The 21,290-nt window shown below is 62.0% G+C and carries 19 protein-coding genes and 1 pseudogene; 9 read left to right on the top strand and 11 right to left on the bottom strand.

Annotation, left to right across the window (positions count from 1 at the left end):
• The 4 genes from J2Y63_RS32805 to J2Y63_RS32820 form a co-directional block, all read left to right on the top strand.
• Positions 1 to 253 (top strand): hypothetical protein (locus J2Y63_RS32805; RefSeq protein ID WP_435269476.1); only part of this gene is annotated, 253 nt, incomplete at its 5' end.
• Positions 204 to 1,397 (top strand): cytochrome P450, encoded by a 1,194-nt coding sequence (locus J2Y63_RS32810; RefSeq protein ID WP_116625518.1) that lies wholly within the window; start codon positions 204 to 206, stop codon positions 1,395 to 1,397. The genes J2Y63_RS32805 and J2Y63_RS32810, both read left to right, overlap by 50 nt.
• Positions 1,398 to 1,419: 22 nt before the next feature.
• Complete coding sequence (gene mog / locus J2Y63_RS32815; protein WP_116625506.1) at positions 1,420 to 1,953, top strand: molybdopterin adenylyltransferase; 534 nt, start codon at positions 1,420 to 1,422, stop codon at positions 1,951 to 1,953.
• 34 nt (positions 1,954 to 1,987) lie between these two features.
• On the top strand, positions 1,988 to 3,091 hold the full coding sequence (locus J2Y63_RS32820) for an NnrS family protein (RefSeq protein WP_435269477.1): 1,104 nt from the start codon (positions 1,988 to 1,990) through the stop codon (positions 3,089 to 3,091).
• Between the two features lie 62 nt (positions 3,092 to 3,153).
• Here the strand turns inward: J2Y63_RS32820 and J2Y63_RS32825 are convergent, their stop codons facing one another.
• Entirely contained in the window at positions 3,154 to 3,615 is a 462-nt protein-coding gene (locus J2Y63_RS32825; protein WP_116625504.1) for a hemerythrin domain-containing protein, read from the bottom strand.
• 187 nt (positions 3,616 to 3,802) lie between these two features.
• On the opposite strand from J2Y63_RS32825, the gene ric reads away from it, so the two are divergent.
• Entirely contained in the window at positions 3,803 to 4,468 is a 666-nt protein-coding gene (ric, locus tag J2Y63_RS32830; protein WP_435269478.1) for an iron-sulfur cluster repair di-iron protein, read from the top strand.
• Between the two features lie 284 nt (positions 4,469 to 4,752).
• On the opposite strand, the pseudogene J2Y63_RS32835 reads toward ric, so the two are convergent.
• The 6 genes and pseudogenes from J2Y63_RS32835 to J2Y63_RS32860 all read right to left on the bottom strand — a co-directional run.
• A pseudogene (locus J2Y63_RS32835) lies at positions 4,753 to 6,507 on the bottom strand (DUF4158 domain-containing protein); the annotation flags it as partial.
• Positions 6,508 to 6,562: 55 nt separating this feature from the next.
• Positions 6,563 to 6,751 (bottom strand): hypothetical protein, encoded by a 189-nt coding sequence (locus J2Y63_RS32840; RefSeq protein WP_435269479.1) that lies wholly within the window; start codon positions 6,749 to 6,751, stop codon positions 6,563 to 6,565.
• On the bottom strand, positions 6,748 to 7,815 hold the full coding sequence (locus J2Y63_RS32845; RefSeq protein ID WP_009453008.1) for an efflux RND transporter periplasmic adaptor subunit: 1,068 nt from the start codon (positions 7,813 to 7,815) through the stop codon (positions 6,748 to 6,750). Before J2Y63_RS32845 ends, J2Y63_RS32840 begins: the two co-directional genes overlap by 4 nt.
• 220 nt (positions 7,816 to 8,035) lie before the next feature.
• Positions 8,036 to 8,512 (bottom strand): TspO/MBR family protein, encoded by a 477-nt coding sequence (locus J2Y63_RS32850; protein WP_435269480.1) that lies wholly within the window; start codon positions 8,510 to 8,512, stop codon positions 8,036 to 8,038.
• Between the two features lie 58 nt (positions 8,513 to 8,570).
• Positions 8,571 to 8,966: a cupin domain-containing protein gene (locus J2Y63_RS32855; protein WP_435269481.1), complete on the bottom strand. Its 396-nt coding sequence runs from the start codon at positions 8,964 to 8,966 to the stop codon at positions 8,571 to 8,573.
• A 42-nt stretch (positions 8,967 to 9,008) separates the two neighbouring features.
• Positions 9,009 to 9,329, bottom strand: a complete 321-nt coding sequence (locus tag J2Y63_RS32860) for a DUF2853 family protein (RefSeq protein ID WP_009453011.1) — start codon at positions 9,327 to 9,329, stop codon at positions 9,009 to 9,011.
• Between the two features lie 1,031 nt (positions 9,330 to 10,360).
• Between J2Y63_RS32860 and J2Y63_RS32865 the strand changes: the two genes are divergently transcribed.
• Both J2Y63_RS32865 and J2Y63_RS32870 read left to right on the top strand, forming a co-directional pair.
• Positions 10,361 to 10,765: a host attachment family protein gene (locus J2Y63_RS32865; protein WP_435269482.1), complete on the top strand. Its 405-nt coding sequence runs from the start codon at positions 10,361 to 10,363 to the stop codon at positions 10,763 to 10,765.
• 393 nt (positions 10,766 to 11,158) lie between these two features.
• The gene (locus J2Y63_RS32870) at positions 11,159 to 13,156 is read left to right on the top strand and encodes a heavy metal translocating P-type ATPase (RefSeq protein ID WP_435269483.1); all 1,998 of its coding nucleotides are present in this window, start codon (positions 11,159 to 11,161) and stop codon (positions 13,154 to 13,156) included.
• Positions 13,157 to 13,225: 69 nt separating this feature from the next.
• On the opposite strand, the gene J2Y63_RS32875 is transcribed toward J2Y63_RS32870, so the two are convergent.
• On the bottom strand, positions 13,226 to 14,062 hold the full coding sequence (locus J2Y63_RS32875; RefSeq protein ID WP_435269484.1) for a universal stress protein: 837 nt from the start codon (positions 14,060 to 14,062) through the stop codon (positions 13,226 to 13,228).
• Positions 14,063 to 14,093: 31 nt separating this feature from the next.
• Positions 14,094 to 14,543, bottom strand: coding sequence for a universal stress protein (locus J2Y63_RS32880; RefSeq protein WP_435269485.1), 450 nt, complete (start codon positions 14,541 to 14,543; stop codon positions 14,094 to 14,096).
• Positions 14,544 to 14,735: 192 nt separating this feature from the next.
• Between J2Y63_RS32880 and J2Y63_RS32885 the strand changes: the two genes are divergently transcribed.
• Positions 14,736 to 16,505: an acetate/propionate family kinase gene (locus tag J2Y63_RS32885; RefSeq protein WP_435269486.1), complete on the top strand. Its 1,770-nt coding sequence runs from the start codon at positions 14,736 to 14,738 to the stop codon at positions 16,503 to 16,505.
• Positions 16,506 to 16,624: 119 nt separating this feature from the next.
• Here J2Y63_RS32885 and J2Y63_RS32890 read toward each other — a convergent pair whose 3' ends face one another.
• Positions 16,625 to 18,223: an MBL fold metallo-hydrolase gene (locus J2Y63_RS32890; RefSeq protein WP_435269487.1), complete on the bottom strand. Its 1,599-nt coding sequence runs from the start codon at positions 18,221 to 18,223 to the stop codon at positions 16,625 to 16,627.
• Position 18,224: 1 nt separating this feature from the next.
• On the bottom strand, positions 18,225 to 20,612 hold the full coding sequence (locus J2Y63_RS32895) for a phosphoketolase family protein (protein ID WP_435269488.1): 2,388 nt from the start codon (positions 20,610 to 20,612) through the stop codon (positions 18,225 to 18,227).
• Between the two features lie 320 nt (positions 20,613 to 20,932).
• On the opposite strand from J2Y63_RS32895, the gene J2Y63_RS32900 reads away from it, so the two are divergent.
• Positions 20,933 to 21,226 (top strand): c-type cytochrome, encoded by a 294-nt coding sequence (locus tag J2Y63_RS32900; RefSeq protein ID WP_009452964.1) that lies wholly within the window; start codon positions 20,933 to 20,935, stop codon positions 21,224 to 21,226.
• The last annotated feature ends 64 nt before the right edge of the window (positions 21,227 to 21,290 follow it).

The following is a 21,290-nucleotide window of genomic DNA, read 5'->3' on the forward strand; positions in this document are numbered from 1 at the left end:
GGTGGTGTCCTTCAGGTTGGCTCTAAGCAACCCGACCCTACCGGAAATCACCGATGGCTATGAAATCCAGCTACACCACATCCTGGGACACGATCAGCATTTCCATGCCGAAGTATCACTATTGCAAAATTCTTTGTGTGACGACAAAGAACGTCAACCCCTGCTGCACTACGTACCGCAAACAACAGAAGCGGTGGGAAAGAATGGCAACGGACGTCCGCGAGGCCTGCGGGTCAGGGCAACAGATCAATAAATGCCCGGCTGATTGGGACCCGCGAAGCCCCGAGATCCAGCGCGACCAAATCGGCGCGTATGACCGGATGCGCGAAACGTGTCCGGTCGCATATAGCGCTTATCTCGGATGGTCCCTCTTCCGTCACGAGGATGTCCTGCGCGTTCTCGGCGAACACGAAACCTTCAGTAATGTCGTTTCACGGCACCCTTCGGTTCCGAACGGAATGGACCCGCCAGAGCATACGCCCCACCGCCGGATGATAGAGCCCTATTTCGCGCCGGAATACATCGCGGCGTTCGAGCCCGCCTTCCGCCGGATCGCGCGTGAGCTAGTGGAGCATCTCCGCGCCAACCCGTCCTGCGATGTCATCAGGGACTTCGCCGAGCCCTATGCGGTGCGCATCCAGTGCGGTTTTCTCGGCTGGCCCCAAAGCCTGCATGTCCCACTGCTGGAATGGATCTACCGGAACCGTGCGGCGACGCTTGCCCGCGATACCGAGGCGATGGCGACCGTCGCGCTTGAATTCGACGGTCATATCCGCGCGCAACTCGCGATGCGCGAAGGGGGCGGCGCTGCCGGCGTCGACGACTTCACCACCTGCCTGCTCCGCCAGACCGTCGACGGCAAGCGGCTGAACCATGCCGAGATCGTCAGCATCCTGCGCAACTGGACGGTGGGCGAGCTTGGGACCATCGCGGCCTGCGTTGGTATTATCCTGCATTTCCTCGCCGGGCGCCCCGATATCCAGGACCGGCTTCACCGGGATCGGGGCGCGCTTCCACAGGCGATCGACGAAATCCTGCGACTTCACGGGCCGTTGATCTCCAATCGCCGCGTCGCCACGCGAGCGGTAACCATCGGCGGGCGGACGCTTGAGGCCGGGGATCGGATAACGGTGATGTGGGCGTCGGCAAACCGCGACGGCTCAGTTTTCGCAGATTCGGAAGAGTTCCACCTCCGGCGCGACCAGTCGCAGAACCTGCTTTATGGCGCGGGCATCCATATCTGTCCGGGAGCGGAACTGGCGAGGATGCAGTTGAATATCGTTTTCGACGAACTGCTCGAAGGCTTGGAACCTTTCTCGCTTCTCCCCGGCGCCGAGCCGGTCCGCGCGGTCTACCCCGCCAGCGGATTTTCCTCCCTCTTCCTGACGCCGGCTTGACGGGCGCTCCCGGAGACCAGACATGCTTATCGCTGTCGTTACGATATCGGATCGCGCCAGCCGCGGACAGTACGAGGACCTGAGTGGTCCCGCCGTCGAGGCATGGCTGCGAGAGACGGTCGTGACGCCGTTTGAAATCGTCAGGCGGACCATTCCCGACGGTGTCGAGCCGGTCCGCGACACGCTTCTGGCATTGTGCGACGAGGAGCATGCAGACCTCATCCTCACGACCGGCGGAACGGGACCCGCTCCGCGTGACGAGACACCGGAGGCCATGCGCGAAGTGGTGACACGGGAGCTGCCGGGCTTCGGCGAGCAGTTGAGGCGCGCAAGCCTTGAGCAGACGCCAACCGCAATTCTCTCGCGGCAGTTGGCCGGAACCCGCGGCAAGACGCTGCTCATTAACCTGCCGGGAAAGCCGGGTTCAATCCGATTCAGCCTCGATGCTGTCTTCGCCGCGGTGCCCTATTGCCTCGACCTGATCGGGGCGGGATGGATCGATACGGATCCGGCTCGCGTGAGGGCTTTCCGGCCCGCGCCCTCGTCGTCAAGCTGAGGCGCCCTGCGGACGGTGCCAGAAGGCATAGCGAATGAAGGACGCTGTTAAAAGCCGCTTGCTGTTGATTTTCCATCCGGCGGGCGTGTTCTTTGCGCTTGCGGCCTTCACGGCTGCGGCGCTCCCGTGGCTCTGGCTCCTCTCGCTTGAGGACCCAAGGCTTGCGCATGCCAGGCTGGGACTGTTCGGCTTCGCCGGCACGGCTATCTGCGGCTATGTCCTGACGGCACAGAAGGCCTGGACGGGACGCCAGCCTCCGATGCCGGCGCTTTTCATGGCGGCGCTCGCCCTCGGTGCGCGATTGACGTCGCTGGGCTTTCCGAGGGACCTCTGGCCGCTCATGCTGCTGTCGCTGCCGGTGGCCCTGATGATCCCGTGGCCGGTATTTCAGGCGAGACGATGGGATAAGGTGCCCCTGGCGATGGTGCCGCTGATGCTTGTCGCGGCAGAGGCGTGGCTTCTCGACCGGCCGGATCTTGCCGGACTTCTTCCCGTGGCCATTGCAACCCTCGTCTTCATCATCGGCGGGCGGTTCGTCCCGTCCTTCGTGACCGAGGCGCGTCGCCGACGCGGTCTTGGCGCACTGGAAAGACCCCCGCTTTGGCTGGGTTCTGCCTTGCTGGGAGCAGGCCTCCTGCAGGAGGGCATCCTCGGAACGCTCGCGCTAATTGCCGCGATGCTCTGGGTCGTCGTCCATAGCCTCGACGGTCTCCGGCTCGGGCAGGCGAACCGGATGCTGTGCCTCGGTTATGCCGGCCTCGTTCCCGGGGTGCTTGCCATCGCCGCGGCGCGGTCAGGGATGGTGCCGCAACTGGTTGAGTTGCACGGCCTGACCATGGCGACCATAGGGCCGATGATCCTTGCGGTCGCCGCCCGCGTGACGATGCGGCGGCCGGCGGGGGCGGAGCTTCAGCCCCGCCGCCGGCACTGGGGGGGCCTTGGGCTCGTATTCTGTGCGGCCGTCGCGCGCGTGCTGGCGGAACTGCCCGGGCAAACGCCGCTATGGTTGACCGTGGCGGGTATCGGCTGGTCCGCCGCCTGGATGCTGTTTCTTACGGCCCATCTGCCGGCTTTGCTGAAGCCCGCCCCTTTTCCCGTGCTGAGTGCGATGCGGTATGAGGCGCGAGAGCCTTCCTGACGCGTCCGCACCTGAACCGACGCGTCCGCGACCTTCAGGCGGTGGGAGGGTCAGGTCGTCTTTCAGGCGAAGACACTGCGCGTTTCGGCCTTGGCGGAGAGCAAGGCCTCCAGAACGACCTTCTCGGAGAATACGTGACGGCGTAGCGCCTCCTGGAAGCCGGTGATCATGCGGGCGAGGGTCTCGTGCGATAGCGCGCAGCGACCGTCCGACGCGGCTTTCAGCGTCAGGGAAAGCTCGTCCGCCGCCAGCCGGTCGAAACGGTGCTCGGCCTTGAGGCGCTCGATGGTCATGGCGGCGAAGCAGGAGCCTGCATGGCGGTCGAAATCGGGAAAGAGCAGGCGTTCCTCCATATCCTGCACTGCCTTCAGGGCGGGAGGGACTGCCTCGGCGATACTCGAAAGCTCGCCGCCGAAATCCGGCTCGCCGGCGGCTTCCTCAAGCATCAGGCAGAGGTCGAGCAGCCTCTGGTGGAGCGTCTCCAGGCGGCGAATGTCGGCGGCGGAGAGCGTGTCATCGTTCATGGTATCCTCCTGTTGCCTGAAAGGAAAAGTACGGCGGCGCGCTGCAGCGTGCCCGGCACGAGGCAAAGCCGATGGTGCTCATCATCCTCCACCGCGCTTGCCTTCTCTTTGTGCCGGGTCAAAGACAGGGGACTTCCGGTTGCGCAAAAGATGGGGGAAAGGGACGCGCAACAGCAAAGGAGCCAGGATGGAAACGCTTTCACTTGACATGACCGTGACGATCGTCGCGACGGAGCTGCCGGGGGCCGCCGATCAGTTCCGTCGCTCGGCGATCAATTTCTGCTGCGGGGGCAATGTGCCGCTGCGCGAGGCGGCCGAGCGTGCCGGCCTGTCCCCGGAGGATCTGCTCTCCGAGCTTGCTGCGCTCCAGCAGGCGGCGGGCCGCGATGCGCCGCAGGAGACGGAAGCGCTGATCGAGCATCTCGTCTCCCGCTATCACGACACCCATCGGCAGGAACTCGCCTTCTTGATCCCGCTCGCCGAGAAGGTCGAGCGCGTCCACGGCGATCATCCGGTTGCGCCGTCCGGGCTCGCGCGGGCCTTGAGCGCGCTCGGCGAGGAACTGGAAAGGCATATGACGAGCGAGGAGCAGATCGTCTTCCCGCTGATGCGGCAGGGCCATACCGTGCGCATCTCCCAGCCGCTCACGCAGATGCGCCATGAGCATGAGGATGCCGCCCGGCTTCTGCGCGACATCGAGCACGCCGCCCACGGCATGGCGTTGCCAGCTGAGGCCTGTGGCTCGTGGACCGCGCTATATACGGGCCTGCGGAAGTTCGTCGACGATGTCGTGGAGCACATGCATCTTGAGGACAAGGTCCTCTTCCCGCGCTTCGAAGAGCCCGCCATGTGACGGCGGTGTGCGGAGAAGGCGTCAGTGCTTTCCCACGGTGGCGAGCTCGCTGCTCTCCGTCGCTTTCGGCTCGCAATAGCACTGTAGAGCGCATTCAGGACATCGCGGGCCGGCTTGCTCTTGATGCGGTAGGCAACATCCCGCGCCTCTGCGGCCCATGTGCGGGCTGCGGCATGGCGTGGCTCCGCGCTCGGCCCCCGAGTCCGTCACTTGAATTTATGCTTTGCCGTCTCGTGACGTAATAACCTTTCACCGGGCGTTGCGCCCGACAGACCGGAGCCCGAAGAGGCGTACGTTTCGAAAGCATCCAGAAAGCCGGTATCGAGTGCAGCCTCCTTCAGCACGTCGAGCAGCCCGGTCATCGGCCAGCGTCCGCCGATCTCGCCTTTGATCGCATCGAGGCCTTTCGGCTCGGGTGCAGGCTTGAACGGTGTGATCGAGATGCGGTTTTCGCCACGCCACAGAAGCCGGACCTTATCATTGTCCGGGATATTGGCATTGAGGAGCAACAGTTCCCGCTCAAGCTCTGAACAGATGGCAGACGTAAACGTCCTCGCGTCTGGTGTCAGGTTGAGGCCGGAATAGTAGGCGTCACGCCGGATTTCGAAGTCTTTGGGAAGATCGTCGTCAGGGTTCCGGTAACGGTCCGCGCCAACGACCCAGATTTCCTTGGAGCGAATGCGGTCGCGCAACAACGTGAGAACGCAAAGCTCGTAGCTGATCCGGTTAACACGCCCATCGTCGTCGATGACGGAGCTGCGCCACCTGGCGGGAATAACCTCATCAATCGGAACGTCCTGCACCGGCACGAACCGGCAGCCGTCATCCATCTTGCTCCGAATCCAGTCGAGCGCCGCAAGCACCGGGCGCCACATGGTGTTGTTCGACCGGAATTCCAGAACCGAAAGCAGGCTGGGCAGCATGCGCCGGTAATGATTGGCCCAGGAAGAGCGCATCACCTTATATATACGCCGATCAAGCGCCCCTTTCGCCTGGCTTTCCTTGACGATCGCCGCCAGCTTATCCTTGCCGACAATCGGGAAAATCACATCGCAGACGCGCCCGGACGGTTCCTCGATCGAGGCGCTGGCGATCTCGACCAGCAGCCGTTCCTTTCCGTAGACCCGCTCGATGTCCTTTGCGATATCGCTCACGACCTTGCGTTTCGAGCGCGTGCCGATCTTGTGGACCGTCTCGATCAGAAGATCGACCATCGCATCCGTCAACTGCGCCTCGCGAAACAGAAGATAAATCGCATACAGCCCGATCTGCCGCGCAGGCGCGTGCCGGCGCATCTCCGAAGCCTTTTCGCCTCCAACGCGACGAACAATCTGCTCTACCCAAGCCTTGCCGGTCGTCGCGAGAAGATCCTGAGGCAGATCGAGTTTCTGAATGAAGGCGAGTTTCGCCGTCATGCCGAGCATGTTGTCGAGCGAAGCCTGGCCAGCGTCACCTTTCATCGTGTTAAACCCGGTCTGGCCGTCCGGATCGGTGATTGAAGCCTCCAGCAAAGCGACCGTGCTCGCCGAAAGCCGGTCGTGCACGCCGCCCAACCAGCTATCCAGATAGTGCTGTCGTTGCGACCGCGCCAGGCGTTCCAACTCCCTGCGCGAAGGCCCGTAAATACGCCGATCCCGGCACCACAGAAAAACATGCTCGAGCATGGCGCTGACCGACTGCCCACTCGGGCACAACTCGCTCGCCATCCACAACGTCAGCTGTTCCCGATCAGCCCGCTTCAAACGTCGAAAGCCAAGGTGCTGCAAAATCTCCGCGCAATGCCGACGGGCAGTGCGACCGGAGAAATCATAGTGATTCACGGCGTCAGCTTCGAGGCCCAACTGCTCGGCCAGATACAAAACACGATCGGCGGGGAGCGCCGCATGATCCTGCACGAAGAAGCCGTGCGCGGCGAAGAATTTAAGCTGAAGCGCCAGTCCCAGCCGCGCCGGTCCGGGTTTGCCGTTCACAAAATCAGTGTCGGAAAAGCTCAGGCTCCAGCGGCCGATGAAATCCTCGCTCGATATACCCAAACCCATCACGCCACTCCTATAGCCGGAGCGGCACGTCATTCGCCCAAAGTGCAGCCGTCAATCAGTTTGCGCTTGTTCCCACAACGTTCTTCAACTTGGCCAAAATCGCAGCTTCGGGCCGACCGGGCCCTATAAGCGCGCTGATGAAGACGAAGGCGAAAACGCCCACCGCCACGCCGAGCACCAGCAGACCCGTCTGCAACTTGCTCGAGGTGAGATACCGCCAGGCGAACTTGAAACAGTAGATCATGGCTTACCCGGTGCGGCCTTGTCGCCGGGCTTGACCGCGCCTGGGTCGAGAATGACGGCGTCGCCCTCCGACAGACCTTCGGTGACGATGACCCTCTCCGAAGGCCAGTCGCTGAAGCCGATTTCGCGTCGCACCGCGACCCCATTCTCGAGGACAAGAACATGGCTCCGCCCGCCGTCGGTCACAATGGCGCGTCGCGGCAGCGACAGCGCGTTCTCAACCTCGTTGACGATTAGATTCGCGTTCACAGTCAGTCCTACCGGCAGCGAAACCTTCTCGTCAAAAGCGATCTTGATCTCGCGGCCGCCCGTCGCGCTGTCCACCATGGGTGCGGCGAAAACCACCTTGCCACCTTGAACGATGCTGGTACCGACCGGCTTCAGCAGCGCCTTGAGCCCCTCCCGCACATAGGCGGAATAGAGTTCATCGACGTCGGTCTCAACGACGAGATCGCCGGTGTCAGCAATGACAAATAGCTCGGTCTGCAGGTCGACGAGTTGGCCCAGATCGACGCCCCGCGTGACGACGACGCCAGTCATCGGTGAGCGGATCGTGAATTCATCGAGCTGTCTCTGTACCTGGCGCAGCGCGGCCTCGAGTCGGGCCGTTTCTTGCTGGATGCTGGTCAGCCGGAATTCGGCATCCTCCAGTGCCGAACGCGGACTGTTGGGTCCAAGTGCGCGTGCGCGGTCGACGGTGGCCCTAGCCTGGCGCTGCTGCGCCTGCTGGGATTCGAGCGCGGCAGCAGCCTGTTCCACCTGCGAGTTTATGATGGCCGTGTCCAGACTCAAAAGCACTTGGCCGGCCATGACGTGGTCACCCTCGTCCGCATGCACGGAAAGCGCCTTAGCCGAGACGGGCGCGCGCACGGTCACGGAGTTGCGCGCTGCGATGCGACCGTTGACGGCAAGAATTTGGGACACGTGGCCGGATGCTAGAGTCTCCACAGCGACCGTGACGGGTTTCGTTTCCCACGGCCGCTCGATACCGACATAGATTGCCGCCGCCGCGAGAAGCGCGGCGACGAGCAGCCAACGGTTCCTGAGTCTTTCTTGTCGCGCCATTCGCCACGTTCGTCCGGTTCGTCTCGAGTATTCGCTCAAGGGCCCAAAAAGGCAGTACACGTCCTTGCTGCCGCACAACGAATGCGTGTTCTTCTGGCAGGTAGCCAGTTGCTCAACTCGCAGCCAACGCGATCTCGACGAAAGGTGCTACCGCGCGTCAGCGTCTTGACCTGCCGCACGGGGGCGGACGACAGGTACCGTTTGTCCCCGGTACTGCGCGCTAGGGTCGTACCACCTCAGGGTTCAAACGCCAGACCGCAAAATTAAGCGCCGTCGCGAAAGTGACCCACGCTAGATAGGGCACGAGAAGCAACCCGGCTCCAACATGAATTGGGATAAACAGCACGATCGTCGCGACAATGGATAGCCAGACCAGAACGATGTCGAAGAAGCCGAGGTCGGGACGGTGCAGGCCAAAAAAGAGCGGTGTCCATGCGGCGTTGAGCACGAGCTGAAGTGCGTAGACGGTTAGTGCCGCGCCGGCAAATCCCACCTCCCGCCAAACCAGCCAGCCAGAAACGGCGATCATCACATAGAGAACCGTCCAAACCGGAGCGAAAAGCCGGTTCGGCGGGCGCCATGACGGCTTGTTCAAGCGCTCGTACCATTCGCCCGGTCGGAAGAAGGAACCAGTCATAGCCGCAAGGAAGGAAGCGGCGATGAAACCTAGCAGCGGGACCCAGGAATCCGCATCCATCACCACCTACTCCGATTGGATGGCAAACGCAGGGGCGTCGTTACTCGGGCGGAAGCAATCATTCGGTCGTCTTGCCGTCAAAATGCTCTTCCGAAGCGTCAGCGTCGGCCTTGGTCACATGCACCGTGCCGTCGCGATGCTCGGGCGGAGCATAAAGGGTATATAGCCGCAAAGGCTTGTCGCCGGTGTTCTTAATGTTGTGGCGAGCACCGGCCGGCACGATGATCGCGTCGTCGCTTTTGATTTTCGAGGGATTGCCGTCGATCAGCACTTCGCCTTTTCCCTTTTCGACGCGAAAGAACTGATCACGATCCTCGTGCACTTCCTCGCCGATCTCGCCGCCGGGCTTAATCGCCATCAAAACGAGTTGAAGTTTCTTTCCCGTGTAGAGTACCCGGCGGAAGTCGCTGTTTTCCTCGGTCAGTTCTTCGATATCGGCAACAAAGCCCTTCATGGCAATTTCCTCCCGTGAATCTGCGATCCAGCATCCAACCTGTCAAATGAACGTCGAGAGCTTTCCGAAATGTTCCGCCAACAGGTAGTAGACCGTAACCCGGTTCTTCGTGCGATCGCCCTTCATTTTTGCCGCCACAGCCGAAATGGCTTGATCGAGTTCGCTGTCCGGGCTGTTCAAGCCGAGCTTTTTCTTCAGGAAATTATCGCGTACACGCGCGACCTCATCCTTGTCCGAAAAGGAGACTAGCGAAGAATCTCTCTTTTGCAGGGCGATGCCGCAGTGACGCACAATCCCCGCAATCGCCTTTTCGTCTGCGTCGCTCGCGTACTTCTTGACGTCGACGGCCCAATCTTCAGCCATGGATTTATCCCCTCGTCAGCCGGTGTTTCTTTAATTCTACTTCATAACAGAGGATAAATCTCGCCCATCTGCCTTGCGCTCGATCAATTCGAAGAACTCGCTTGCCGATCAATGTGCCCGCGATGCTCCCATCGCGATCGAAGGTGCAATAGCGTTCGGTTCGATGGCGTAACGATCCAAGCGTTGGACCGCCTATAAACGGTCAGGAACACGACCCAGCCGCAATGACGAGCAGGAACATGCGGTTGCTGTCAACGGATTTCACCGAAAAGTGTGTAGGCTGACAGCGAGGGACACGCTTTCCGATATATCGACCCGAAAAGACGGACGAGGATCGGAATCAGCAGCTCACCCCCCAATAACCCTCAATAGCCAAGCGACTACCCAACTCTAAAATCCGCAAGTACCCACAAATTGCAAGCGCTACGCCAACAAGTAATGCCCCGGTTCTTCCTGCGTCATGGCCGAGGGCGGACCACGGTCATACGGACCAGAGAACGGACATCCAATAGAGCGTTTTCAAACGCACGCGCGTCGCGCAGCCGGTCGAAGCCCATGAGGCGAGATCGCTGTCAGCTAACCAATCGACCCCAATCGGCTAGCAAGTTCAGTTAAGGGAACGCCTTGCCTGACAGGCAGAGCCGGGACAACATGGATAAGGCTCATGGCTTGTTTAGTATCCGCTTCCAGTGGCCGAAACCGAAGGCGCCCAGCACCAGCGCCATCCGCTGCTCTACGCCGCCTAGTCGGATCAAGCCTCCAGGCGTGCCGATTGTCGCCCCGCCCGACCGCTTGCGGATAACGCGGGTATGCATGAGAGGCCTGCCCAAACATCGAGATGCCTTCTTGGCCCCAATGACGCGAATCCACTTCCCCGGCATCTCCTTGACTCAAGTCATGGCTTCCGGCTTCGCGAGATCGGAAAGGCAATCGGATGCGGACATACGCCGCTCTCGACCAAGCGACCGAGATGCCTCATGATATCGCATAAAGATCTATAGCAAGACCTCTTCGAGAAGCAGGAGCTGGAAATGATCCTCCCAAACGACACGACAGTAGCCGTCGCCGACGGAAAGAAACTGCGCCTGTTTCGCAACAAGGGCGTCGAGCCTAACATCAGGCTGGTCGCGCTGGACGCTCCGGAGATCGACGCGGACAATACGGGCTCGGGGGCGCGTCACCGGAGCGTTTCGGCCAATCCGGACGACAGGCGGCTGGATGAAGACAATTTCGCTGCTGAGGCAGCCTCCTATCTCAATCACCAGGCGATCACGGGCAGCATTGCGTCGCTATTTGTAATAGCCGACTCGCGGACGCTCGGAGAAATGCGCCGCCATTTTCACGACGCGATCAGGTTGAAGCTCGTTGGTGAACTCGCCAAGGACCTCACCGGGCACACGGTAGCTAAGATCGAGGCCGCGATTGCCAGGGCATGATCGACTCTCAAGCCGCGCTGCGGACGACGAGACCACGGATCGTTGGGGGCAGCCGCCCACGACTGATGTCTTCCATAAAGCTGCCCGATCGACGCTTCCCAAGGCGACGGAGATCAGCGGCAGCGCGGAAGCGCAGTTGGGACGGACTTGCCAAACATGGACAAACGAGGCCACACGCGCGGCACGCTGACAGTGAGCCGTTCAGATTGGTAGACAACACCGTCTTGCTATGCCCGGGTGCCAACGCATGAACAACCAACTGCGATGTGGGCGGGACTGATTGGTTTGACATCGGGCCGTAAGCAGTTGTCTTAGGGATAGAAGAAGGTCATCGTCTTAATCTGTAGAGCTGGATGCGCGGATCACAATTGAGTTGGTTGAAAGTGAGATTTGATGCAAAGACGGTTCACGTTCGACACTCCGGTGATCCTAACGGTGTTGACCGTTCTGGGCATGCTCCTGGCCGTAGCCGCCCTTTGGCCACTCACAGGGGTTGTTGCTGATAGATCCTCGCTCGCCGGGCTTTGCCTCGTCTATCTCGCCGGTGGCCTACCGGCCGCTTGGCGTGCCCTCGAGACCTTGTGGAAGGAGCAAATCGTTGACATCGATCTTCTGATGGTTGTGGCGGCGGTCGCCGCAGCGGCCGTTGGCGCGCCTTTCGAGGGTGCGGTTCTGTTGACCCTGTTCAGCGTTTCCACAACCCTGGAACAACAGGCCCTCGGCCGTGCCCGCCGTGCCGTCGAATCCCTGATGGCGTTGCGGCCGGAAACAGCACTGAGAAAAAAAGCGGATGGCACCGTCGCCGAGGTTCCCGCCATCGAGCTCGAAGTCGGCGACGTCGTGGTGCTGCGACCGGGCGCCCGCGTTCCCGCCGACGGGATCATCAGCAGCGGTCGCGGCTCTCTGGACGAGGCAAGCATCACCGGCGAATCCATGCCTGTGGCAAAGGATCCGGGCGCGCAGGTGTTCGGGGCGACCGTCAATCTGGACGGCGTTCTCGAGGTCGCGGTCACGAAGACCATCGAAGACAGCACCGTCGCCCGCATGATCGCGCTGGTGACGGAAGCGCAGGCAGCCAAAGCCCCTTCGGAACAGTTCAGCGCATGGTTCGGCCAGCGCTATACGGTCGCGGTCATGGCGGGGGCAGCGCTCGCCTTCGCCGCCTTCTACTGGCTCGGGCGCGACTGGGAGGATGCCCTCTATCGATCCGCGACACTGCTGGTCGCCGCCAGCCCCTGCGCCATCGTCATATCGGTTCCCGCGGCGATCCTTTCGGCCTTGTCGGCGGCGGCCCGTGGAGGCGTGCTCTTCAAGGGTGGCGCCGCGCTTGAAACGCTGGCGGCGGTCGACACATTCGCCTTCGACAAGACCGGCACCCTGACCACCGGCAAGGCGGTGGTGACCCGCGTGGTGGCGCTCGACGGCGACGAAGAGGTGTTCCTTTCCCTCCTGGCAGGAATCGAGGCGCAATCCGAACATCACAGCGCGGCCGCCATCAGGCAGGAGGCGGCGCGCCGATCCGTCGTCGCGGCGGACGTGTTGAACGTGAACACCAGGCCGAGCGCCGGCATCGTTGGTGAACACGCAGAAGGCCTGATCTGGGCCGGCAATCCGCGTCTCGTGTCGGAGATGGGAGCCTCGGTCGACGATCCGGCACTCGAGGTCCTCGCAGCAGACAGCCAAACCGTCATCTACCTCGGAAAGGGTTCGACGGTGCTTGGTGCCGTCACCGTTGCTGACGGGGTGCGTCCAACCTCCGCAGCTGCGCTTGCTGCCCTACGGGACAGCGGCGTGAAGCGGATCGTGATGATGACGGGAGACCGTCGGCCGGTTGCCGTCAGGATCGGCCTGGAGCTAGGTCTCCGTCCGGAGGAGATACATGCTGACATGCTGCCCGAGGACAAGGTCCGCATGGTCGGAGAATTCGCGGCTTCGGGTAAGGTCGCGTTCGTTGGAGATGGGGTCAACGATGCGGCCGCGCTGGCACGAGCGGATGTCGGGATCGCCATGGGCGCCGCGGGCTCGGATGTCGCGCTGCAGGCAGCAGATGTTGCGCTGCTTTCGGAGGAAATGGGCCAGCTTGCGGCAGCCCATGACCTGGCACGCCGCACCGCAACAATCATCCGGCAGAATCTGGCTTTCGCGCTGTTTGCCATGGCAGTCTTGGTCACCGGCGGCCTTTTCTTCGACCTCCCCCTGCCGCTTGCAGTCATCGGCCATGAAGGTGGCACCGTGCTTGTCGTCCTGAACGGCCTGCGCCTGCTGGCGGCGCCGATGCGGCAGGATCGCCAGGAGAAGTCCGCGTCGGCAAGCAATTCAGGACATGCCTTGTCCGCGCCCGCTCTTCGACGCCAGTCTTATCGGCGGAAGATTCCGCGGCAAACAGGCTAGGCTTCCGGGCGGCCGCAACGCCATTGCCGCAGCCTCTCCAACCGAACTCGCCACCGCCAGACGCCGCGTTCAGTGCGAAAGCAAGATGGGCATCCGAAGATCGCGCAGCACACCTGCCGTGGCGCCGCCGAGCACGAAGTCCCGCAGCCTGGAATGGCCGTACCCGCCCATGACGAGCAGTTGAGCGTCCAACTCTAGGGCGTGCCGCTGCAAGGTTTCCGCTATGGGGCAGTCCTCGGCCCGGATAGGCGAGAAGCTGGCCTTCACGCCTGCCTGCCGGAGACCTTCTGCAAGACGGTCGCCCGCTGCTTTGTCTGCCAACGGTTTCTCATCCGTCACCGTGATGACATGCATCTCCTCGGCGCGTTCCAGCAGACGGGTCGCATCCGCAAGAGCCCGCGCAGCCACCCGGCTGCCGTCCCAGGCGATCGCGATGCGGCTGATCCCGCTAGCCTCTGCACCTTCGGGCACGATGATCGTCGGACGTCCCGAGCCGAAAATCACTGCCTCCGCCAGCATCTGAATTCCCGGGTTTCCGGAACTCCAGCCAACCAGTGCGAGATCGAAGTAGCGCGCCTCGTATGCGGCGACTTCGCCAAGAAGCGCAGGCGCGGCCTTTAGCGTTCCGACGGTCACCGGCAGTCCGCTTGCCTCGGCTTTCCCGCGGGCGATATCCATGAGCTTTGCTCCTGCCTGTGCGCTCAGTGTCTCCGCGTTGCGGATGACCTCCGGCAGGTTCATCAATACGCGGGAAAGCGCGCGGGTGACCGGAGGGATATCCGCCTCCAGAGCGACCACGTGCAGTTCCGCGCTGGCCAGACTCGCCAGCGCGGCAGCATTGCGGATGGAAGCCTCGCTGCTCGCGTCCGGATAGGTAAGGAGAGGCAGGAAAGAGCGGATCTTCATGTTGACGGTCCTTCTTCGGCTATCTTTGGCTTCAGCGGACAACGAGCACGGGCACGGGGCTATGGGCAAGCACTTCCGCAGTCTGGCTTCCCAGCAACATCCGGCCAAGTCCACGCCGGCCATGCGAGGACATGACGATCAGACTGCAACCCTGCGTTCGGGCTGTTTCCACAATCGCCTCGGCAGGCCGCGAGTTCGGTACGTACAGGATCGATGCTTCGACACCGAGTTTGGTGGCGGCTTCCTTCACGCCGGCGAGCAACTTGTCCGCGAGATCCTTCTGTCCCTCTTCGTAGCCGGAGATATCAATCGGTAGCGGCGCCCATCCAGCCGACGAAGCCGCCGCGTAGTAGGGGAACGGCTCCGTGACGGTGATGACGGTAACCCGCGCGGCGAGGCTCTTGGCAAGCGAAAGCCCATGGTCCACCCCCTTCTGCGCGACTTCGGATCCATCGGTCGAGATCAGGATGTGTTTGTACATGCTACGTCCTCCGTGGTGTCCCAGCGGCAGGGCTGGGCAATATCGCCGCCTAGGCGTCCACGAGCCATGATAAGCGCCTGCGCTGCGATAGTCGTTGTCGAGGCGCAACCAGAAGCTTGAAATGACAGCGAGACATCCATAGGCCTGTCGGCATACTAGAACGCAACGCGACGGAAAGCAGCAGGGAACGGGATGCTAGTACTTGTTCTAAACGCGGGGAGCTCGAGCCTGAAGTTCGGCGTCTTCAGTGCAGGTGATGACACACGCGAGGTGTTCAAGGGTTCCTACGAACGCTTCCAGAACGGAAGCTGCGAATACCGCTTCCGGCACGGCGAGACGGACGAACGCGGCGCGGCGGCGTTCGCCAGTCCCAGCGACGCGCTGAAGGGCGTACCGGACGCGCTGAAGCGGTTTGACCTGGACTCGATCGATGCGATTGGACACCGGATCGTTCATGGCGGCTCACGATTCTCCGCGCCGACGCTGCTCGACGACGAAACGGTCGAGGCCATCGCGGCGTTGACGCCGCTTGCTCCCCTGCACAATCCGGCAAACCTGGAAGCCGTTCGGCTATGCCGCGGGCTGTGGCCGAACCTGCCTCAGGTCGCGGTGTTCGACACGGCCTTCCACCTGACTAATCCTCCCTCCGCAACGACCTACGCCGTGCCGGCGGCCTGGCGGGAGGCGGGGTTGCGCCGATACGGCTTCCATGGGACGTCCCACAAATACGTGGCAATGCGGGCGGCGCTGGAGATCGGCCGGCCGATTTCCGATCTCCAGCTTGTCAGCGTCCATCTCGGCAACGGAGCCAGCGTCTGCGCCGTCAACCGCGGGCAGAGCATGGACAGTTCGATGGGGATGACACCGCTCGAAGGGCTGGTGATGGGGACGCGCTCCGGAGACGTTGACCCGGGCGCATTCGGCTTCCTGTCCCGCAGGCTGGGGCTGTCCGTGCAGGACATCGAGGACGCTCTTTACGAAGACAGCGGGCTGAAGGGGCTGGCAGGCTCGTCTGACATGCGCGACATCGAGGACAGGGCTGCCAAGGGCGACCCCCAGGCCCAGTTGGCAATCGAGATCTACGCATACCGCGCCAGGAAATATGTAGGTGCCTACGCGGCCGCCATGGGCGGACTAGACGCGGTCGTCTTCACCGGGGGCATCGGCGAGAACTCTCCCTCGATGCGCCGACGCATTTGCGACGGGCTGGATTTCATGGGCCTGCAGCTCGACCATGACCGCAACATGGCCGTGAACCTGTCGCACCGTGCAGCGCCACAGATCCAGGCCTACGGTTCGCGGGTCCGCGTCTTCGTCACCGAGACAGCCGAGCAGTTGATGATCGCGCGCGAGACGGCGGCAGCACTCGCGGGCGGCAGGTCCGGTGGGGAGCTACGTCTGCCGATTGCGGTGTCGGCCAGGCACGTCCACCTGTCCCGCGAGGCGGTGGATGATTTGTTCGGCAAGGGCTACATGCTCGATCAGGCGATACGGCTGCGACAGCCGGGACACTGGGCTGCAGGGGAACGGGTAACACTCGTCGGGCCCAAGGGAAGACTGGAGCGCGTCGCGATCCTCGGACCGTTGCGGGAGCGTACGCAGATCGAGGTATCCCGCACCGACAGTTTTGCGCTCGGCATCGACGTGCCCGTGCGCGACAGCGGCGAGCTGGAGGGAACACCGCAGGTGACGATCCTGGGGCCGGCGGGAAGCATCGCCACGGACGGGCTGATTATCGCAGCCAGGCACATCCACGCGAATCCTGCCGATGCCGCGCGGCTAGGCATTCAGGACGGCGACTATGTCGACATAAGTGTGGGCGACGAGGATCGCAGCCTTACCTTCGGCCGGACCCTGGTCCGCGTGGGCGCCAACGCGTTCACCGAAGTACACATCGATACCGACGAGGCCAACGCGGCCGGGATAGAGGCGGCAGGGACCGGTGAACTGGTTCACATCTGAACCGATGACCGCGTTTCTTGCCGATATCCGCGGTCCGACAACGCACAAGTAGTACAACAAGGCTCGGTGCGGTTGCGCGCCAGCACTGCGACGGCACCGGTGGTATTGGGACCGGAGGCTCACTCCTGGTCTGCCTCCAAGGCTCGCCGTAGGCGACGGATGATGACCGCGCGGCTTTTTTCGTCGGCGGCAGCAGTCACGGTTTCGCTGACCTCGATCAGGAATTTGGACAGGTCATTGTGCCAGTCCAGCCGGGCGACGCTCTCGGGCTTCAGACGAAGTGGCTTGTTCAAGTCAACCTGTCGCGCGCCCTTCTGTCCGATCTGGAATGCGTCGTCGATCAACGGGAGGATTACAGAGATTTCCGGCAGGGCGGCCCCTAACCGGCCCTTCAGCCCATTCAGGCCATCTTCCTCGCCATGGGTCAGGAAGATTGCATGCCTTACCGGAACGCGGTCCTTAACCCAGGACACCAGTTCGCTGGCATCCGCGTGGCCCGAATAGAGGTCAAACTGGCTGATGCGGGCTCTCACCTTGATCTCCTCACCCTGGATGCGCACGCGCGAAGCGCCATCCACAAGCAACCGTCCGAGCGTCCCTTGCGCCTGGAAGCCTGCCATGAGGATTGAGGCGTTTCTCTTCCAGAGATTCGCTTTCAGGTGGTGACGGATCCGCCCGGCATCGCACATGCCACTGGCGGCGATGACCACGTAGTGTCCGTTAAGCTTGTTGATCGCCTTGCTCTGATCGACGGTTTCCGTGAAGCGCACATTCTTCGAGGCCAGAGCGCGTTTCAGGATATCCCCGTCGTGTATCTCTCCGGCGTGTTTCCCGAAAACAGCGCTTGCTCGGGTTGCAAGCGGTGAATCCACGAAAATGGAGAGATTCTCGGGAATGTCGCTGTTCTGCGCGAGCAGGAACAGATCTACGAGCAGTTCCTGAGTCCGCTCGACCGCGAAGGACGGGATGATCAAGGGGCCGTTGACCTTGGCGGCGTGCATGACTTCCTGGCCGAGGAGGCGCCTGCGCTCATCACGGGTGACGTCGGGTCGATCGCGGTCCCCGTAGGTGGCCTCGCAGATGAGAAAGTCGATGTCGCGCGGACCTTCCGGATCAGCCTGCAGGAGCTTTTGGCCGGGGCCGATGTCGCCCGAAAAGAGAATGCGAAGCGGGGGCTCACCTTGCTCGGAGGCCACTTCAATCTCGACCGAACTCGATCCCAGCATATGGCCGGCGTTCCAGAAGCGGGCGCGCACCCCATTCATGATTGTCGTCCAGGCAGCGTATTCGACCGAACGAAACTGCAGCAGGCATGCAGCCACATCCGACAGTGAGTAGATCGGGGAGACCGTCGGACGCCCCCGCTGGGCGTTGCGTCGATTGAGGTTCTCGACCTCCATCTCCTGGATGTGAGCCGAATCCGGAAGCATGACGGAACAAAGGTCAATCGTAGCAGGCGTTGCGTGGATCGGCCCTGTAAAGCCCTTCTTCAAGAGTTTTGGAAGCAGGCCGCTGTGGTCGATATGGGCGTGCGTGAGAATGACTGCGTCCACCGTGGCGGGGTCGAACGGGAACTCGCCATAGTTCAGCGCCTTCTCCGACTTCGAGCCCTGAAACATTCCGCAGTCGATGAGAAGCCGCCGGTCGCCCACCTCAAGCTCGTAACAGGAGCCGGTCACGCCATGCGCGGCGCCGTGGAAGCTCAGCGTTAGTTCCATGTCAGTTTCCCGCCTTTGCTTCAGTCGTGGGAGGCCAGTTCCAGTCCCGGATCTGTGGCATGTCCTCGCCGTGCTCGCGGATATAGCGAGAATGCTCCTCGAGCGAATGCTCGCAGGTATCGATCACCCGGTTGCCGTCGGCGCCAAGGTCCTTCAGACGCCTCACCGCGGCCATTGCCAGATGGAAGCGGTCGATCTCGTTCATGACCGCCATGTCAAAGGGCGTGGTCGTGGTGCCTTCCTCCTGAAAGCCGTGAACGTGGAAGTTGTGGTGATTGGTCCGCTTATAGGTCAGTCGGTGAATGAGGTAGGGATAACCGTGGTAGGCGAAGATCACGGGCTTAGCCTTGGTAAAGAGCGCGTCAAATTCCTCGTCCGTGAATCCGTGCGGGTGGGTCGTGTGCGATTGCAGGGTCATCAGGTCGACGACATTGACCACTCTGATGCGAAGACCGGGCAACTCGCGGCGGAGCAGATCGACTGCCGCGAGTGTCTCCAGTGTCGGCACGTCGCCGCAGCAGGCCATCACCACGTCAGGCTGTTCGTCGGCCGGGCATGTGCACGCCCATTTCCAAATCCCGGCGCCCGCCTCGCAATGGCGTTCCGCCTGCTCGGCTGTGAGCCATTGCGGCTGAGGCTGCTTGCCGGCCGTGATCACGTTGATCCGGTTCCAGGTCCTCAGGCAGTGGTCGGTGACCCACAGCAGCGTGTTGGCATCCGGCGGAAAATAGAGGCGGACAGTGTCGGCCTTCTTGTTGGCGACGAAGTCGGCGAACCCCGGATCCTGGTGGCTGAAGCCGTTGTGGTCCTGCCGCCAGACGTGGGACGTCAGGAGATAGTTCAGTGATGCGATGGGCTTGCGCCAGGGCAGTTCCGCCGTGACCTTCAGCCACTTGGCGTGCTGATTGACCATGGAATCGACGATGTGAATGAAAGCTTCGTAGCAGGAGAACAGGCCGTGCCGCCCGGTCAGCAGATAGCCCTCCAGCCATCCCTGGCAGAGATGTTCCGATAGAATCTCCATGACCCGGCCCTCGCGCGCCAGGTGCACATCATAGGGTTCGATCGTCTCCATCCAGACCCGATCCGTGACCTCGAAGACGGCATCGAGCCTGTTCGAGGCGGTTTCGTCCGGACCCATGAGACGGAAATTCCGGGCCTCGGCATTGAGGCTTATCACCTCGCGCAGATAGGCGCCCATGAAGCGGGTCGTCTCGGCGATGGTTTCGCCTGGTCGATGGACATCGACGGCGAGGCTCTTCCAGTCCGGCAGGACGAGGTCCTTCTTCAACACTCCGCCATTGGCATGCGGCAGCGCTCCCATGCGCTTGTCACCGTCGGGAGCAAGCAAAGCGAGTTCCGGCAGGAGGCGACCGTCGCCATCGAACAACTCCTGCGGTCGATAACTGCGCAGCCAGTCTTCGAGGATCTGGCGGTGGGCGGCATCACCCCGCGCGTTGGATACCGGGACCTGGTGCGATCGCCAGAAGTCCTCAACCTTCTTCCCGTCGACTTCCTTCGGTCCGGTCCAGCCTTTCGGGCTGCGCAGGACAATCATGGGCCAGCGCGGCCGCTCGCCGGACCAGTCTTCAGCGCGGGCCTGCAGCTGGATCTCGCGGATACTGTCCATCGCCCTGTCCAGGGTATCAGCCATGGCCCGGTGCATCGGAACAGGGTCCTGACCCTCGACGAACAGCGGTTCGTAGCCGTAGCCCCGGAAGAGGTCCCGGAGTTCCGCGTCCGCCATCCGCGCCAGCAAGGTCGGGTTCGCGATCTTGTAACCGTTGAGGTGGAGGATCGGCAGAACCGCGCCGTCCACCTTTGGGTTGAGGAACTTGTTGGAGTGCCAGGCTGCCGCCAGCGGTCCCGTCTCCGCCTCCCCGTCGCCGACGACACAGGCCACGATGAGGTCGGGGTTGTCGAAAGCGGCGCCGAAGGCATGGACAAGCGCGTAGCCGAGTTCGCCGCCTTCGTGGATCGAACCCGGCGTCTCGGGGGCGACATGGCTGGGTATACCGCCAGGAAACGAAAATTGGCGGAACAGTTTCCGCAGTCCGGCCTCGTCCTGCGAGATGTCCGGATAGATCTCGCTGTAGGAGCCTTCAAGATAGGTATTCGCCACCATCGCGGGTCCGCCGTGGCCGGGCCCGCAGATGTAGAGGACGTCCGTATCCCTTTCCTTGATGACGCGGTTCAGATGCACGTAGATAAAGTTCAGGCCAGGTGTCGTTCCCCAGTGGCCGAGGAGCCGTGGCTTAACGTGTTCGGCCGCAAGAGGCTCTCGAAGTAGGGGATTGCCCATCAGGTAGATTTGGCCGACAGATACGTAGTTGGCGGCTCGCCAGTAGCGGTCAATTAGACCGAGTTGGGTGTCACTTACGTCTGCCATCCTGAAGTCACTCCACGCTCGCATACCGACCAGTAATTAGGCCATCGCTTCCGACCCTAAGGTAAGCTTTGTCCCACGTTCATCTTGCTGGGTACGTCCGTCGACCTCCTGTACGCTGCGTGTCGATTACTTGGACAACAGCTCAAGGACGTGCGACGTCTGAGATACCGCTGCGATTTCTCCGAGCGTTGATCGAAATCAACACAGGAAGCTTATCAAGGTGATTGTCAATGAACAGGTAGAACTCTTTCGTGCTACGAGACTGAAATCACGATCAGGGAGCTAGGTCAGTGTCCGAAAGGTTGGTCAAAATAGTCGGAATGGCAATTCTTGTCGGGCTTGTCGCAACGTCGGCCGGGGCAGACAACATTGCCGAGGGAAAGGCGCTGGTGGAACTCAACTGCGCGCGCTGCCATGCCGTGGATCGAACCAGCGAGAGCAGTCATTCCGACGCCCCACCATTCAGGACGCTTTCGCAGCGCTACCCCATTGATGCGCTCGAGGAAGCATTTGCCGAAGGCATCTCCACGGGGCATCCCGACATGCCCGAATTCGTTGCAACACCGGAACAGATCCAGGCTATCCTTGCCTATATCAGCAGCCTCGGCGACTGAAGCTCGGCCGCCCAGGCCTCAATGCAGGAGCGATAGCGCTGCAAAACGATAGAACTGGAAGGAC

Source organism: Shinella sp. BE166 (assembly GCF_051201095.1).
GTDB lineage: Bacteria > Pseudomonadota > Alphaproteobacteria > Rhizobiales > Rhizobiaceae > Shinella > Shinella lacus.

What these genes read in the sequence shown, in the direction of transcription:
- J2Y63_RS32865 (WP_435269482.1), top strand. Translation starts at nt 10,361, where the DNA reads ATGATCCTCCCAAACGACACGACAGTAGCCGTCGCCGACGGAAAGAAA.
- J2Y63_RS32855 (WP_435269481.1), bottom strand. Translation starts at nt 8,966, where the DNA reads ATGAAGGGCTTTGTTGCCGATATCGAAGAACTGACCGAGGAAAACAGC.
- J2Y63_RS32880 (WP_435269485.1), bottom strand. Translation starts at nt 14,543, where the DNA reads ATGTACAAACACATCCTGATCTCGACCGATGGATCCGAAGTCGCGCAG.
- J2Y63_RS32825 (WP_116625504.1), bottom strand. Translation starts at nt 3,615, where the DNA reads ATGAACGATGACACGCTCTCCGCCGCCGACATTCGCCGCCTGGAGACG.
- J2Y63_RS32875 (WP_435269484.1), bottom strand. Translation starts at nt 14,062, where the DNA reads ATGAAGATCCGCTCTTTCCTGCCTCTCCTTACCTATCCGGACGCGAGC.
- J2Y63_RS32840 (WP_435269479.1), bottom strand. Translation starts at nt 6,751, where the DNA reads ATGATCTACTGTTTCAAGTTCGCCTGGCGGTATCTCACCTCGAGCAAG.
- J2Y63_RS32890 (WP_435269487.1), bottom strand. Translation starts at nt 18,223, where the DNA reads ATGGAACTAACGCTGAGCTTCCACGGCGCCGCGCATGGCGTGACCGGC.
- J2Y63_RS32900 (WP_009452964.1), top strand. Translation starts at nt 20,933, where the DNA reads ATGGCAATTCTTGTCGGGCTTGTCGCAACGTCGGCCGGGGCAGACAAC.
- J2Y63_RS32885 (WP_435269486.1), top strand. Translation starts at nt 14,736, where the DNA reads ATGCTAGTACTTGTTCTAAACGCGGGGAGCTCGAGCCTGAAGTTCGGC.
- mog (WP_116625506.1), top strand. Translation starts at nt 1,420, where the DNA reads ATGCTTATCGCTGTCGTTACGATATCGGATCGCGCCAGCCGCGGACAG.
- J2Y63_RS32845 (WP_009453008.1), bottom strand. Translation starts at nt 7,815, where the DNA reads ATGGCGCGACAAGAAAGACTCAGGAACCGTTGGCTGCTCGTCGCCGCG.
- ric (WP_435269478.1), top strand. Translation starts at nt 3,803, where the DNA reads ATGGAAACGCTTTCACTTGACATGACCGTGACGATCGTCGCGACGGAG.
- J2Y63_RS32895 (WP_435269488.1), bottom strand. Translation starts at nt 20,612, where the DNA reads ATGGCAGACGTAAGTGACACCCAACTCGGTCTAATTGACCGCTACTGG.
- J2Y63_RS32820 (WP_435269477.1), top strand. Translation starts at nt 1,988, where the DNA reads ATGAAGGACGCTGTTAAAAGCCGCTTGCTGTTGATTTTCCATCCGGCG.
- J2Y63_RS32870 (WP_435269483.1), top strand. Translation starts at nt 11,159, where the DNA reads ATGCAAAGACGGTTCACGTTCGACACTCCGGTGATCCTAACGGTGTTG.
- J2Y63_RS32860 (WP_009453011.1), bottom strand. Translation starts at nt 9,329, where the DNA reads ATGGCTGAAGATTGGGCCGTCGACGTCAAGAAGTACGCGAGCGACGCA.
- J2Y63_RS32850 (WP_435269480.1), bottom strand. Translation starts at nt 8,512, where the DNA reads ATGGATGCGGATTCCTGGGTCCCGCTGCTAGGTTTCATCGCCGCTTCC.
- J2Y63_RS32810 (WP_116625518.1), top strand. Translation starts at nt 204, where the DNA reads ATGGCAACGGACGTCCGCGAGGCCTGCGGGTCAGGGCAACAGATCAAT.